Annotated in this window: 13 protein-coding genes; 2 read left to right on the top strand and 11 right to left on the bottom strand. The window is 35.9% G+C overall.

Going from position 1 to position 14,819, the window contains the following annotated elements; all coding sequences use genetic code 11:
- The first annotated feature begins 275 nt into the window (after positions 1-275).
- Positions 276-1,103, top strand: coding sequence for a CAP domain-containing protein (locus NLJ82_RS06755; protein WP_000747604.1), 828 nt, complete (start codon positions 276-278; stop codon positions 1,101-1,103).
- A gap of 40 nt (positions 1,104-1,143) precedes the next feature.
- Here the strand turns inward: NLJ82_RS06755 and NLJ82_RS06750 are convergent, their stop codons facing one another.
- The 11 genes from NLJ82_RS06750 to inhA1 all read right to left on the bottom strand — a co-directional run bounded on the left by NLJ82_RS06750 (position 1,144) and on the right by inhA1 (position 14,276).
- Complete coding sequence (locus NLJ82_RS06750) at positions 1,144-1,749, bottom strand: DUF1648 domain-containing protein (protein WP_000598981.1); 606 nt, start codon at positions 1,747-1,749, stop codon at positions 1,144-1,146.
- A 91-nt stretch (positions 1,750-1,840) separates the two neighbouring features.
- Positions 1,841-2,764: an RluA family pseudouridine synthase gene (locus NLJ82_RS06745; protein WP_000448365.1), complete on the bottom strand. Its 924-nt coding sequence runs from the start codon at positions 2,762-2,764 to the stop codon at positions 1,841-1,843.
- Positions 2,765-2,862: 98 nt separating this feature from the next.
- Positions 2,863-3,279, bottom strand: coding sequence for a YodN-related protein (locus tag NLJ82_RS06740; RefSeq protein ID WP_000490288.1), 417 nt, complete (start codon positions 3,277-3,279; stop codon positions 2,863-2,865).
- A gap of 101 nt (positions 3,280-3,380) precedes the next feature.
- Positions 3,381-5,573 carry an MMPL family transporter gene (locus NLJ82_RS06735; protein WP_254754645.1) on the bottom strand — a complete coding sequence of 731 codons (2,193 nt, stop codon included), beginning with the start codon at positions 5,571-5,573 and terminating at the stop codon, positions 3,381-3,383.
- Between the two features lie 109 nt (positions 5,574-5,682).
- Complete coding sequence (locus NLJ82_RS06730; protein WP_002027288.1) at positions 5,683-6,300, bottom strand: phosphatase PAP2 family protein; 618 nt, start codon at positions 6,298-6,300, stop codon at positions 5,683-5,685.
- An 86-nt stretch (positions 6,301-6,386) separates the two neighbouring features.
- On the bottom strand, positions 6,387-7,436 hold the full coding sequence (gene potD, locus NLJ82_RS06725; protein WP_000772494.1) for a spermidine/putrescine ABC transporter substrate-binding protein PotD: 1,050 nt from the start codon (positions 7,434-7,436) through the stop codon (positions 6,387-6,389).
- A gap of 39 nt (positions 7,437-7,475) precedes the next feature.
- Complete coding sequence (gene potC / locus NLJ82_RS06720) at positions 7,476-8,276, bottom strand: spermidine/putrescine ABC transporter permease PotC (RefSeq protein WP_000714204.1); 801 nt, start codon at positions 8,274-8,276, stop codon at positions 7,476-7,478.
- A 6-nt stretch (positions 8,277-8,282) separates the two neighbouring features.
- Complete coding sequence (gene potB / locus NLJ82_RS06715) at positions 8,283-9,131, bottom strand: spermidine/putrescine ABC transporter permease PotB (protein ID WP_000715498.1); 849 nt, start codon at positions 9,129-9,131, stop codon at positions 8,283-8,285.
- Complete coding sequence (gene potA / locus NLJ82_RS06710) at positions 9,128-10,111, bottom strand: spermidine/putrescine ABC transporter ATP-binding protein PotA (protein ID WP_000720319.1); 984 nt, start codon at positions 10,109-10,111, stop codon at positions 9,128-9,130. Before potA ends, potB begins: the two co-directional genes overlap by 4 nt.
- A gap of 238 nt (positions 10,112-10,349) precedes the next feature.
- Positions 10,350-11,717, bottom strand: coding sequence for an aldehyde dehydrogenase (locus NLJ82_RS06705; protein WP_000116810.1), 1,368 nt, complete (start codon positions 11,715-11,717; stop codon positions 10,350-10,352).
- Between the two features lie 171 nt (positions 11,718-11,888).
- A complete protein-coding gene (gene inhA1 / locus NLJ82_RS06700; protein ID WP_001035931.1) occupies positions 11,889-14,276 on the bottom strand; it encodes a M6 family metalloprotease immune inhibitor InhA1 in 2,388 nt (795 codons plus the stop codon).
- A 341-nt stretch (positions 14,277-14,617) separates the two neighbouring features.
- On the opposite strand from inhA1, the gene NLJ82_RS06695 reads away from it, so the two are divergent.
- Positions 14,618-14,752: an anti-repressor SinI family protein gene (locus NLJ82_RS06695; RefSeq protein ID WP_000276223.1), complete on the top strand. Its 135-nt coding sequence runs from the start codon at positions 14,618-14,620 to the stop codon at positions 14,750-14,752.
- The last annotated feature ends 67 nt before the right edge of the window (positions 14,753-14,819 follow it).

Raw genomic sequence — 14,819 nt, 5'->3', positions numbered from 1 at the left:
ATAGGATTCTTCATTTTCAATATAGGTACATTTATCCAAAAACCGCGTCTTATAACCAAGTATAAAAATGCTGAAAATTCCTTTTATACTCTATGTTTCTCTTATTTTTCCCCTTTTCCCCTCTTAGGATAAATTAGGTAAATTTTAAGTCTATGAATTTTTTTCCATCTTTTTTCTCACAAAATCTATGCTACGATGAATTTGTCAGTCAGACAGGCTGTCAAAAACAAATCGTGTGAAAACAAATTAAAACTTTATATAGGGGGACACACATCATGAAAAAGCGTGTTTTATTATCTGTAGCTGCTGCAACGGCTCTTACTTTAGGAGTATCTTCTCTAGATGCACAAGCTGCAACAGTACAACCATCTAACGTAAAGGTTCAAAATATTCAGCATTCAAAAGTGATGATGAAGCAAATGAGCCAACAAGAATTACAAGCATTCTTACAATCTATGGGCGTTGAGTCATTAGCACAATGGCAACAAGGAAACTTCCAACCAAATTGCATTATTCCTGGTCAACAACCTACTGAAAATGTTGTAACTGAGCAACCGACAGCTAAGCCAGAAACTCAAAAGCCGGCTGAGCAAAAACCTGCCGAGCAAAAGCCTGCTGAAGAAGTTCAAAAACCAGAAGCTCAAAAGCCTGCTGAAAACAATAATACGCAAAAACCGGCTGAACAAAAACCAGCTGAGCAAAAGCCTGCTGAAGAAGCAAAATCTTTAAGCGAATTCGAACAACGTGTTGTTGAATTAACAAACGCTGAGCGTGCAAAACAAGGTTTACCAGCTTTAAAAATCGACACTGAATTAAGCAAAGTAGCACGCATTAAATCTGAAGATATGCAAAAAAATAACTACTTTGATCATAACAGCCCTACATACGGGTCTCCGTTTGACATGATGAAGAAATTTGGTATTTCTTATACATCTGCAGGTGAAAACATCGCCCAAGGCCAACGTACACCTGAAGAAGTAGTACAAGCTTGGATGAACAGTGCTGGACACCGTGCAAACATCTTAAATAATGGCTTCACTCACATCGGTGTTGGCTATGTAGAAAGCGGCAACTACTGGACACAACAATTTATTACGAAGTAAATAGATTAAAAGAGTCTTCTCATAATGAGAAGACTCTTTTTTACGTTTCATAACTTTCTATTATGTATGAGTATAAAGCGTAGAACATAAACAAAATAGAACCACCACTTATTACGCTAAGTAACACATAAAATCCCCATTTCAAGTTCAAAAACAATGAAAACAATATACTACATGCCATCACTTGAAAAATCCGTCTACTCACTAAACGGATTTTTTTTAATTTGATTGGGTCTTTTTCCGTACTCTGAACTTTTTTAAACGCCTTACTAAGCATAAAGAGAAACATACTAATCCCTATTGTTAGTCCTGTTTGAAAGGATATCATGCTTCCAAAATTAATAAAGAGAATGAGCATATGGATAAACAACATAAATAAAGTAATCGTCTTTAGAAATCCACTTATAATGACATGCTCGTCTTCATTAAACTTATATATATTATGTGAAATAATATACATCAATCCATGTAAGAAAATAATAAGACAAGGAATAAGTGCTATAACAACTTGTTTACTCATAAACTCGTTTGGCCGACCATTTCCATCCCAATGTACCGCCAAATGCTCTTGTAAATATGGATAGAGACATAGAGTAACTAAAAAACAAGCGAAAAATATTCCTAGTATATATTTATATTTGATCAAGTGATTCTCACCCCTCTTTTCTCTTAACGGCTTCGCTTCTTTTAGAGAAATTCCTGCAAAAATCTACTTTTCTCAACTTTAAACTTACACTTTACGCATTTACTCTTTGAAATTCTTTCATTGTGTCATTTAATTTTGTAGGAAATGGTACATCCACTTCAATCTCTTCTTTCGTAATTGGATGTAAAAAGTTTATCTTCATCGCATGTAACGCTTGCCTAGACATATATTTCGTTCCTCCACCATATAAAACATCCCCAACTAACGGATTACCATTATAGCTCATATGAACACGAATTTGATGGGTTCTACCAGTTTCTAATTGTAACGTTACAAGCGTAACATTTTGTTTTCTAAAATACTTCTCTACTTTATAATATGTAATTGCTTGATCTCCCTTTGGAGAAACACGTCGTCTCGTCGCATGATGGCGATCTCTTCCGATAGCCGCGTCAATCGTTCCTTGCTTCTTTTTCACTTTGCCTTCTACAAGAGCTGCATATGTTCTTTTAATTTTTCGTTCCATTAATAAACGATCCATAATTGCACCAGCAATTCTATGTTTGGCAAACACGACACCACCTGTCGTATCTTTATCTAACCGATGAATATGACGAACCTTCGTCTCTAAACCTTGCATTTGAAAATGAAAGGCAACAAGATTTGCAAGAGTTCCCATCCCGCCTTTTTCAGAAGGGTGCGTATCCATCTTCTCAGGCTTATTGACAATGAGTACATGATCGTCTTCATATACTACATGTAATTCACCATATTCAGGCTCTACACCGTATTCTTCCTCCATAAACATATGAACTTGCAACTTATCGCCTTCTTTTAAAAGCTCATTCCATCTTCTCTGTTCTCCATTAACGGTAACACCTTTTTCCATACGAAGCTGATGTAACAACTTTTTCGGTATTTCCCATTCTATTTTTAATAGCGACTCAATGCTTATACCATTCCATTTCGCTGGCACAGTCATTTCGCACCATTCGCCCTTCTTCTTCGTTTCCATACTGTATCACCTTATTTCTATTGATTCTCTCATTGTAACGGAAAATACACTTTGATGCACCGTCAAAAATAGAGGACAGTCTTATAATAGACTGCCCTTCACGCTCTACGCCTTCTCATTTCCTGCAACACTTCTTCCGCTTTTTGTTCATACGATAAATCTTTAAAGAAATCCGCCAATCTCTTATAATCGTTATACGTATCTAATAAGTCATCCATCTTTTCTGTTTTCATCACTTGTTGTTTTTGCTTCATTTTTACCGGATAACGATAGCCCGATACTTCTTGTATTTTGTAATACTCATCCTCTACTTGAATGACCTTTACAAGTTCCTCTTCTTCCGCATCCATCGTATACCCATCAAAATCTCTAAGCAATTCATAAATGATATGAGTCCATTCATCTTTTGGATAAAACCCTTTTTCTAACCGATAACCGACAATGCGATACAAATGCCCATCGTTTTCTGCAAACTGTACTGTATCATTTAGCTTAAACTTAAAATAACGAAACATTGCCTTCACCTACTTATATGTAATGTTCTTATCACATACTATTTGCAAAATGTAGGTCTTGCTATTCATAAAAAAATACTCATCTATAAGATGAGTATTTTTTACGATGATTTTTCTTTTTTCTTTCGAAATGGTAACCACCAGTTCCAGTCTCCAAACAATTTCATTAAACTTGGTACGAGCATAAGACGAATAATTGTTGCATCAAGAAATATCGCTAATGCAACGCCAAGCCCCATTTGTCGTACTGGTAAAATATCAGTAAAAGCAAACGCACCAGTTACAACAATCATAATTAAAGCGGCTGACGTAATAATTCTACTTGTTGACACAAGTCCTTCTAACGTCGCCTGATCGTTATCTCCTGTTTCTTCATATAATTCATAGATACGTGAAATAAGAAAGACTTCATAATCCATGCTAAGCCCAAAGACGAGGCCGAAAATGAAGATTGGTAAAACAAATAGAACTGGACTTGCTTCTAAACCAAAATGACCACCTTCAAATAACCAAACAACAATTCCAATTGTTGCGCTTAAACTAAGTATATTCATAATAATCGCCTTAATTGGAATGAGTATAGATCGAAATGCAAATAATAATATAACAAAAGTCGATCCAAATATAACAGACATACCAATTGCAACTTTATCTTTAATTTCATCTTCTAACTCTTGTTGGAACGTCGTCATTCCGCCTAGATAATACGTAACATTCGTTTCTTTATAATTTTGTTTAAAATCACGCACCCACTGTTTCCCAATTTCTGTACGTGGTTTTGTATGTAAAAAGACTTCGATTGTTGTCTTATTTCCTTTCGTATACGATTCAAATACCGGAGCTATTTTAGCAGCTTCTGGCGACTGTAACATCCCCGCAACTTGCTCTGATTTCATTCCATTTAAACTGTCGTATAAACTTCTTACTTCATATAATTTCTTATCATCTTTTAACTTTTGAACGACTTCTTCTACCTTTTGTAAACTTTCTTTTTCTTCCATATCTTTTTTCGTCTCTACGACTAACGTAACATCAGCATGTGTTTTTGCAGTTTTATTAAATGCCTCTTCGTACTTCTCATATGCAATTCTTGTATCACTTTGTTTAGGTAAAGCTTCTACGTCAGGGAACTGTAAATTAGCTGTACGTAATGGTAATAAACAAATCACAATAAATGTTGTAACAACAATAATCATCGCAATTGGATGTTTCATTACAAATTGTGCAAATGTACGCCATGCCTTTGCCGGCGTATGTGCTACTTGATTCTTTTTTAATATTCGTTTACCAATTAATGATAATAACGCTGGAAGAAGTGTGAGCGAGAATACAATACTCATAATCACAACAATCATTCCACTAATTGCGACAGACTGAATATAATCGATTTTAAAGAAAAACAAACCAGATAGGCCAACGAATACACATAATCCTGAAAATACGATTGCCCGCCCTGCTGTCTGATATGTAATTGCTATTGCTTCTTTTACCGTTCGCTTTGCAACTTCCTCTCGAAAACGATTTACAAATAATAGCGCAAAATCAATAGATAGCGCAAGTCCGATCATCGGTGCAACATTTAGCACAAAGATAGATAGTTCCTTATCGCTACCTATAAAATATAATATGCCCATCGTACTAATAACACTAAGTGCCCCATTTACAATTGGTAAAATAGATGCCAAAAGGCTACCGAATGAAAATAGTAATACGAGAAATGCAATTGGTAACCCAATCATCTCTGCCACTTTTAAATCATTTTGCGTTCTTTCATTAATCTCTTTATTAATTTTCGGAAACCCTGTAGGTGTTACTTTTAATGCTGTATTACTTTCCTTTTCAATTTTATCAGCAAATTGTAATGTCTTTTCCATTCGTTCTTTATTTGTTTTCCCGGAAAATAAAATTGTCGCATAGCCGATATCATCTTGTAACATTTCTTTATTTTGCACTGGATGATGAAAAGATTCATATGTCTCTTTTTCTTGTACATTTTTTACAATTCCCTCTACTTGCTTTTGAAATTCCTCATTTGAAACGCCTTTATTTTTTTCAAAAACAAGTAACAGCGTATCTTGAGACCTCTTAAAATCTTTATCTAAAATTTCTTTCGTTTTTTGATAGTCCCCTTCCGTTTGAAAGCCATCACCACCTAATACTCCCGGTAGCTTTGGAGCGAAAATACCGAGTGCTATCGCAAGCAATAATAATGCTACTATTACTGTATAACGGAACTGATACAAAAAAGCTCCTAATTTTCCCCACTTATCTACTTTATGTACATTTGTTTTCACACATTTTCACCTACTTTACATCATTCAATTGTTACTTATAATGTATCACATCTTCATGCAAACAAAAAACGTCTGGAAACACTATAATGATAGTTTTTCCAGACGTTTTTTATCTCTCTTTATTAAGTCCCAATCTCTCGGTAAGTAAACGATGGCAATAAATCGCCATAATTAACAAAATACCACCTACGCAATAACCTGCTAAAATATCAGTTGGATAATGTACATTTAAAATGACTCTACTTAATCCAATCGATACGATTACTATTCCCATGAAAAGCGTTATTACATATTTTCCGGTCACACTCTTCAAATTTGCCACAATGATATAAGTAAGAAATCCAAATGTCATAATAGATAACATTGCATGCCCACTAGGGAAACTATATCCAAGCGCATCCAACGTTTCATTTAACGACGGACGATCCCTTTTCATAATTTCTTTTATTCCTTTATTCACAAGATGTGTTGTTAAAATGCCCATTGGATATACGATCATCGCAGCATAATAACGTTTTCTCCAAAAAACAAGTAAACTTATAATAAGCACAGTTACAATCCCAATGGCAGAACCTAATTTTGTATAGTGTGAGAAAAATGTAAGCGAACTTTCTGTTTGTAACCCTTTTACTACCCCTCGGACATATGTATCCATCACTGTAACGCCGCCAGCATGTACTCGCCAAGCAACAATGCCAAATACAGCAAATAATAAACCGATACACATTACCTCATATTGATGCAACTTCTTCAAACGATTTCCTCCTACTATGAAAAAATGCGATTTCTACTGTAGAAACCGCATTTTCTTACTTATTTACCTTTTGTTTTTAACTCTGTCCAGTAACGGTCGTAGTCTTTTAGCTTATCGTCTACATCAACAAGCCATTCTGTACGATCTAATTCTTCTTTCGTTAAGAAGATCATGTGGTTATCACGATATTCTTTACTATGAAGAGGGTGAGCTTTTTCATTTGGATTACTGTATCCAATTGACTCGTAGTTTTTCACACTTACTTTTTCATCTAATAAGTAGTTCATAAACTTCTCTGCAAGCTCTTTGTTTTTTGCACCTTTTGGAATTGCTAACGTATCAGCCCAAATTGTGCCGCCTTCTTTTGGTACAACGTACTCTACATCTTTATTATCTTTTGCGATAAATGCTGCATCTCCAGACCAAACTGTTCCGATCCAAGCATCTTCTGTAATGAATTTTTGTTTAATATTATCTGTATCAAATGCTAATAGGTTTGGAAGTAGCTTCTGTAAATCAGTTGCTGCTGTCTTTAACTGTGCATCGTCTTTCGTACTGTTTGAGAATCCATGCTTCTTAAGACCCATTCCTAACACTTCACGAGAATCATTTAATAAAGTTACATGCCCTTTATATTTCTCATTCCATAAGTCAGCCCAGCTTGTAGGTGCTTCCTTCACATACTTTTTATTGTATGCAATACCTGTTACGCCCCAAGTATATACTAAAGAATATTTATTCTCTGGATCAAACGCAGGTGTTTTGAAATTAGAAACCATGTTTTCGATATTTGGGATATTCTTTTTATCTAACGGCGCTAATAAATCCATTTTCGCCATTGTTTTCACCATGTAATCAGATGGCTGAATTAAATCATACTTTGCGCCACCAGCTTGTAATTTCGCAAGCATTTCTTCATTACTTGCATACTTATCATAGTTAATTTTCACGTTATATTTCTTTTCAAAATCTCTTAGCACTTGCTCATCAAAATTGTCAGCCCAGCTATAAATGTTTAACTCTTCTTTTTTTTCACCACAACCAGCAAGTACACCAGCAATAAGGCTAAAGCTAATTGCTGCGCCGGCTAATCTTTTCATTAATTTCATCGGTTTTATTACCTCCTCGTACTTTCTATATCGTTCGTATTATAAAGGAAGGTGTCCTCCAGAGTTTTCTTCACCATCTGCACCTTTGTTACGGAAGATTTCAGATAGAACCATTAATCCTACGATAGCCACAATTAAAATTGTAGAAAGTGCATTAATTTCTGGTGATACTCCGCGCTTAACCATACTGTAAATGTATAATGGCAATGTTGTTGATCCTGGTCCTGATACGAAGAAACTAATTACAAAATCATCAATTGATAATGTGAATGTTAATAATGCAGCCGAAATAACTCCAGGTGCAATTGCTGGGAACGTTACAAAACGAAACGTTTGCCACGGCGTTGCTCCTAAATCGTTCGCAGCCTCTTCTAAATCACGTCCCATACCAGAAAGGCGTGCTGCTAAAATAACGACAACAAATGAAATACTAAATGTAATGTGTGCAATAATAATTGTTGTTTTACCAAGTTCCATACCTAATTGACTAAATAAAATAAGTAAAGATAATCCCATTAAAATATCAGGAATTAAAATTGGTAAATATACAAGACCGTTAATCGCACCTTCATAACGATATTTATAACGATGTAATGCAATTGCGAAAATCACACCAAGAACAGTCGTTACAATCGTCGTTACGACCGCAATCGTCATACTATTTACAAACGCATCAATAACATCTTGTTTTTGAAATAAATCTGTATACCAATGGAATGTGAATCCTTCCCATTCCGCATTAATGCGAGAATCATTGAAGGAATACACCATTAAAACCATCATTGGAAAATACAAGAACAATAAAATTAACCAAGAATAAGAAACTAAAAACTTCTTCATCTTTGCCTATTCCCCTCCGTTCCCATCATATTTATATACTTTCGTTGCACGATAATATAAGTAAATTAACAGAACAGAGAATAGAACAACAATCATAGATAACGCAGATCCAAACGGCCAATCACGCGCTCCTAAGAATTGATTTTGAATTACGTTTCCGATTAATGCTACTTTCGATCCACCCATAACGTCTGATACAACAAACATTCCGATAGAAGAAACAAACACTAAAATAGAACCGGTAGCAATCCCCGACATCGTCATTGGTACTGTAACATTCCAAAATGCCTTTACTGGTGTTGCCCCTAAATCATAAGCTGCTTCTAGCTTACGCTTATCAAGCTGCTCGATCGCTGCATACACTGGTAAAATCATAAATGGTAATAAAGAATATACCATTCCGAGTATGACAGAAGGTGTATTATATAGTAAATTTAAAGGTTCACTAATAATACCTAGCTTCAATAGCAATGTGTTTACAAGACCTTGTGAACGTAAAATAACAATCCATGCGTAAGAACGAACAAGGAAGTTAATCCAAAACGGGATCGTTGCCAATAATAAAAGAATCGAACGATATTTGCGATCGACAATTGTAATTGTATATGCAAATGGATAACCGATCAGTAAACATATTACTGTGGTAATAACCGCAATTTTTACTGTTTCCCATAACGTCCCCATATATAATGGATCAAATACACGTTCTATGTTCTCTAATGTAAATTGCATTTCTACTGTCCCATATGCTCCGCGCTGCATGAAGGCAAATGCCAATACAAACAGAAGGGGAATTAGGAAGAAGATTAACAGCCATGCGACTGTAGGTAGTGCGAGTAATTTCCCTTTTTTCAATTTAAGGTCACCTCGTCCTCTTGCTCCCAGCCTACGTATACATTATCTCCAATGCTCCACTGTGCTGCTTCTTCAGCAGTTTGATATGCCATTAGTAATTCTGATGTTTTCTCATCACGTACATAAAGCTTCTCCATATTTCCAACAAACTCAATGTCTTCAATATGTCCAAGGTGGTATTCTTTTAAAATTGGCTCTTCAACCGAACGCACTTTTACATTTTCAGGACGAATTGCTACATAGCCTTCCCCGTTTTTCACAATATTATTTTCACCGATAAATGTCGCAACGAACAACGTTTTCGGCTTATTATAAATTTCTTTCGGCGTTCCAATTTGTTCAATATGTCCTTTATTCATAACAACGATACGATCACTCATGCTCATCGCTTCTTCTTGATCGTGCGTTACGTATATGAACGTAATTCCTAAATTACGTTGTAAGTTTTTTAATTCACGTTGCAAGTCTTTTCTTAACTTAAAGTCTAACGCCCCAAGTGGCTCGTCTAGTAATAATACACGCGGGTTATTTACAATCGCTCTCGCAATTGCTACACGCTGCTGCTGTCCACCAGAAAGCTTTGCAGGTTTACGATTACGGAACTCAAGTAACTGCGTTAAACGCATTGCCTCTTCAGCACGCTCTTTCTGCTCTGCTGCCGGTACTTTCTGCATTTTCATACCGAAACAAATATTTTTCTCCACATTCATATGTGGGAATAGCGCATAATGTTGGAACACTAGGTTCATATGACGCTTATATGGTGGCAAATCGTTAATCTTTTCATCATCTAATAAAAGATTCCCTTTAGTTGGCGTTTCAAATCCTGCGATCATACGAAGTAACGTCGTTTTCCCGCAACCACTCGGCCCTAAAATAGTTAAAAATTCCCCTTCTTTAATATCTAAAGAAAGCGGTGGGATAATCACTTGATTTCCAAAATGTTTTTCTACTGCTTCAACTTTAATAATCTTTTTCATTTTCCCGTCCTATCTACCTCAAATTTAAATTTTTATATTCATGAATACATATTTATGTTCTATAGACTATTTTTTGTTTCGATCCAAACAAAAATGGTTATTTAGCAAGCGTTCACTTCTATTCTTTATGTAGTATGTTTGATTCATTTTCGCATGATACATAATGTCGAACAGAAAAACCCCTTCCATTGCGAAGGGGCTTTTATCATACGGCTACGCCTACTGATAAACACCATCATCATTTTAACAACTTTCGTATGAATTTTAAAGCACTTTTTGTAGAAGAGTAGCGAATTTTCATATCGAATGCCGTAGATTGGGCTAAAATGCTTTTATAATGTGAAAAAGTCCGAAAACTTTCTTCCCCATGATAACTCCCTAATCCACTACTTCCGACGCCCCCAAAAGGTAAATATGGCGTTGCAAGATGATAGACGACATCATTAATACAGCCTCCGCCATACGAAATATTACTCGTTACTTTCTTTTGCACTCCTTTATCTTCAGAGAATACATATAACGCTAACGGCTTCGGGTGTTGCTGAATCGTGTCAATTACATCTTCTATGTTGTCGTATTCTATAATTGGTAAAATCGGACCAAAAATTTCGTCTTCCATAACAGCACTTTCCCATGTAACATTAGTTAACACTGTTGGTTCTATATGTAAAGTTTCTTTTTTATAGTTCCCGCCAATTACAGTTTTACCATCTTTCAAAAACGTACATAAACGTTCAAAATGACGTTCACTCACAATTCGTACATAATTATCATTGTGCAGCGGCTCTTTTCCGTACTGCTTCTCAATTTCATGTCGCAACGCTTCAATTAACTGTTCTTTCACTGAAGCATGCACATACATATAATCAGGCGCTACACACGTTTGCCCTGCATTTAAAAACTTTCCCCACACAATCCTTCTTGCTGTTACATCTATTTTTGCATCTTTATGTACAATACATGGACTTTTCCCGCCAAGTTCTAACGTAAGCGGCGTCAACTGTTTTGCTGCTGCTTCCATGACAACTTTCCCAACGCCCACACTACCTGTGAAGAAAATATAATCAAATGGTTCCTTCAGCAAAGCTGTACTCTCTTCGACGCCGCCTTCTACTACCGCTACAAGCTCTTCTTGGAATAATTCTTCTAACATCCTCGTAATCACTTTGGAAACGTTTGGCGTTAACTCCGACGGTTTTAAAACGATTGTATTTCCGGCTGCTAGCGCTCCTACAAGCGGTGCAATTGCTAATTGAAACGGATAGTTCCACGGTGCAATAATAAGTGTCACACCGTACGGTTCAGGCACTACTTTCCCCTTTGATCCAAAATGAGTGAGTGCTGTTCGAACACGCTTCGGTTTACTCCACGATGAAATATGCTTCAATTGAAAAGAGATTTCTTTTAATACATATCCCACTTCCGTTGTAAATGACTCATGAACTGACTTATTTAAATCTAATTTTAACGCCTGAAATATTTCTTGTTCAAAACGCTGAACGCCTTCATAAAGCTTCTTCAAATTATTCTTTCTCACTTCTACACTTCTCGTATGGCCATTATAAAAATATTCTTTTTGTTTATTTACAATAGAAGAAACACTCATTCATTCACCTTCTCCCACTATTTTCATCCAATTCTTTCATTATTTATATAGACTTCATATATAATAAATTTCTATTCGTAAAGTTACATTATATATAATTTCTTTTTGTATATAAAATTCATTGCTCACAAAAAAACTACCGAAAGAAAATCTCTCGGTAGTTTTACTGTATTAACGATATAAACGAACAGCACCTGCAGAATTATCATCAGCTTGTCCTACTACTTCAAATTTCAAACCAAGCTTCGGCAAAATACGTCCTGCATCTGGAATCTGTTGGTTAATATACGTTTTCGAATCATCAAACTTCGGTACACCCGCTAAGCCATTATACGTATACGTTCCACGCGTTGGAGATACAACTTTCCATGCTGGCGTTTTATCAAATGAGAACGCCGCATCAGCGATTTGGAATCGTGTACTACTTTCAATTGTCGGTTTACCATTTAAAGTTCCTACAATTGCTTCTGGATGAGAATCCACTACACCAAGGAAACCATGCCCTGGATGTAAACCAACCCAGTTATCTGTGTAAGCTGAGTCTGCATACCATACAACCATACCAGAGTTATATTCTGGACCGCGAGCAAATTTCAATGCGCTATCTGATCCAGTATGATTTCTCCACTCTACATAGTAGTTATGTTTTTTCTTCTCAGTTCCGTTAGAAACTACAAAACCATCTAATTTAAATTGTGGTGTACCTTCTGCATCATCAGAGAATACTACTTTACCATCTACTGTTAATGAAGCATTATCAAGTAAGAAACCGTTTAATGCTAAGCCACCATCTGTAATGTACTCAAATGTTAATTTTACTTTCTTACCTTTGAATTGGCTTAAATCATATGATTTATCAATCCATTTTCCATTTGTCGAATCGGCATTTCCACTATTTGCTTTCTCACCAAGTTTTTCAATTAGCGTTTTTTGACCATCTTCTGTTACAGCATGTACTTCAAGGAAATCATATTCCGCTTCGATTTCATATAACGATTTGAAATCAAATTTCGCATTCGTTGCATTCGTTAAATCGAACAATGGTGTTTCTAACGTTGTATGCAGATTGTCACCTTTTGTGCTGTAGTAATACTGCTTACCAAACGCTGGAGCAATCGTTTTTATATCTTTATCAGGTAAGTTTACACGAATCATACCTGGTCTTGCTGATTTCGTAACACTTTGGTCTAAATATGTTGCTAAACCAATACCTTTATTTAATTTCTCGTAATCTACTTCTACAATATTTGCCCAGTTACCACCAATTGTTTTTTGGAAAAACTCTTTATTTTGTGGTGAGAAACTCGTTGGCGTTGTTCCTGCAATCTTACCAGCCCAGCTTCCGCCACTCATAACAGACCAAGCTTGAATTGGCTCACCATGACCAGTATAGTCTGTATCATACTCATCTGGAAGACCTAAATCATGACCGTATTCATGCGCGAATACACCAACCGCGCCATCTTCCGGTTCAATTGTGTAGTCGAATGCTGCGATCTTTCCACCCCAATATGGAACTTTCGCTTGTGTGCCTTCAATTGGGAATGGTTTTGGTCCAACAGTCCAGCGATGTGACCAGATTGCATCGTCACCTAATTTACCACCGCCTGCTTCTTGTCCAACACCCGCATGAATAATCATTAAATGATCGATTAAACCATCCGGTTGTTTTTGATTTCCATCACCATTTACATCGTATTGATCGAATTGGTCAAACTCTGATAAATCAATACCGCTATCTACAGCTGCTTTTAATGCATCTTTTACTAAATCACGTGGTCCTTTTGGTCCTTTATTATCATGACCTGTACCAGCATCTGCACCGTAATCAGCAGCTTTACCAGGAACTGTTAACCATTTTGTAACTGTTCCGTCTACTGTATAACTACCGCCAGATTGCTCTTCGTAATATTGTTTGAACGTTTCAATTTTGCTACCATCTTCTAATGCGAATGGCTCATTACCGAATAACATTTTTTCATAATGTTCTTTGTTAAAATCATCAGTATACATATAACCAGGTTCTTTATCAATATTGTTATGTTTAAAGTCAGCGTACTCTACAAGTAAAACGAGTACTTTATCTTTACGAACTTCACCGTTATATTCTTTTCCCTTTGCTGGAGAAGTTGGTACTTTACCATTTAGACCACCCTTAACTGGCCCTGTCGCTGCAGGTGTTCCTGTTGCTGGTTTGTCTAACTTTTCTTTCGTATCTGCTTTTGCATCTTTCACTTTCTTTAAAAAGTCCGATGCTTCTTTCGTAAGTGGGTCCCCATTTGATACTTCTTTCCCAGGATTTTCACCCTTTTTGTTCTCTACGTATTTTTCGACAGCTTTCTTTGTTTCTGTCTCTGAAGCCTTCGAATCAATTACCCCACGTTTTTTTAGCGCATCTGCTAAACGTTCTTCCGGAATTAAATGATCATCAACTGGGCTCGTAGCTGTCTTATTAACAGGCATTTCAGCATATGCAGATTGAGTACCAGCTCCGAACGAAAGACCTAATACAGCTGTCAAAGCAATTGATGATAAAACTTTGAACGGTTTCTTGTTCATCCCTTATTTCCTCCCCTAATAAATAATATGTATTACAAATTGAATTTTATTAAAAATTCAATATTTTTTCAATATTTAGTCATATTATGTAATGTTTTTAATATATTTGTAAAAATTTCATAGTTAGCATACGAGTATATCACAATTCAACAATGTTTTCTGAAAATATTGAAAATATTTGTCAGAAACTTTATAATCGCCATAGAGGGAATTTAATGGGGATTTTATCTTTGTTTTATCTACAAAATATTTGATAATTCACTACATAAATACAAAATCCGATTGCATTATCACGTATTCTGTAGCAGCAGTTATGACCGATAATTAGGGAGGAATTACATTTGTACAAAGATAAGACTGACACATTGGATCAAGAATGGATTGATTTAATACTTGAAGCTCTAGACGCTGGTATCGCCTTGCAAGATATCGAACATTTTTTCCAACGTATGAGACCATCAAGCCAGGCTCAATAGGTTTGTTCTTTTTAGCGAAGTTTATGTTATAATAATGACATCATAAGACGACGACATATTGATAGAA

The sequence above is a fragment of the Bacillus paranthracis genome (assembly GCF_024296885.1).
Classification (GTDB): domain Bacteria; phylum Bacillota; class Bacilli; order Bacillales; family Bacillaceae_G; genus Bacillus_A; species Bacillus_A paranthracis.
The sequence above is the reverse complement of the archived record's forward strand: the minus strand, read 5'-3'. Positions and strand labels throughout refer to the sequence as shown.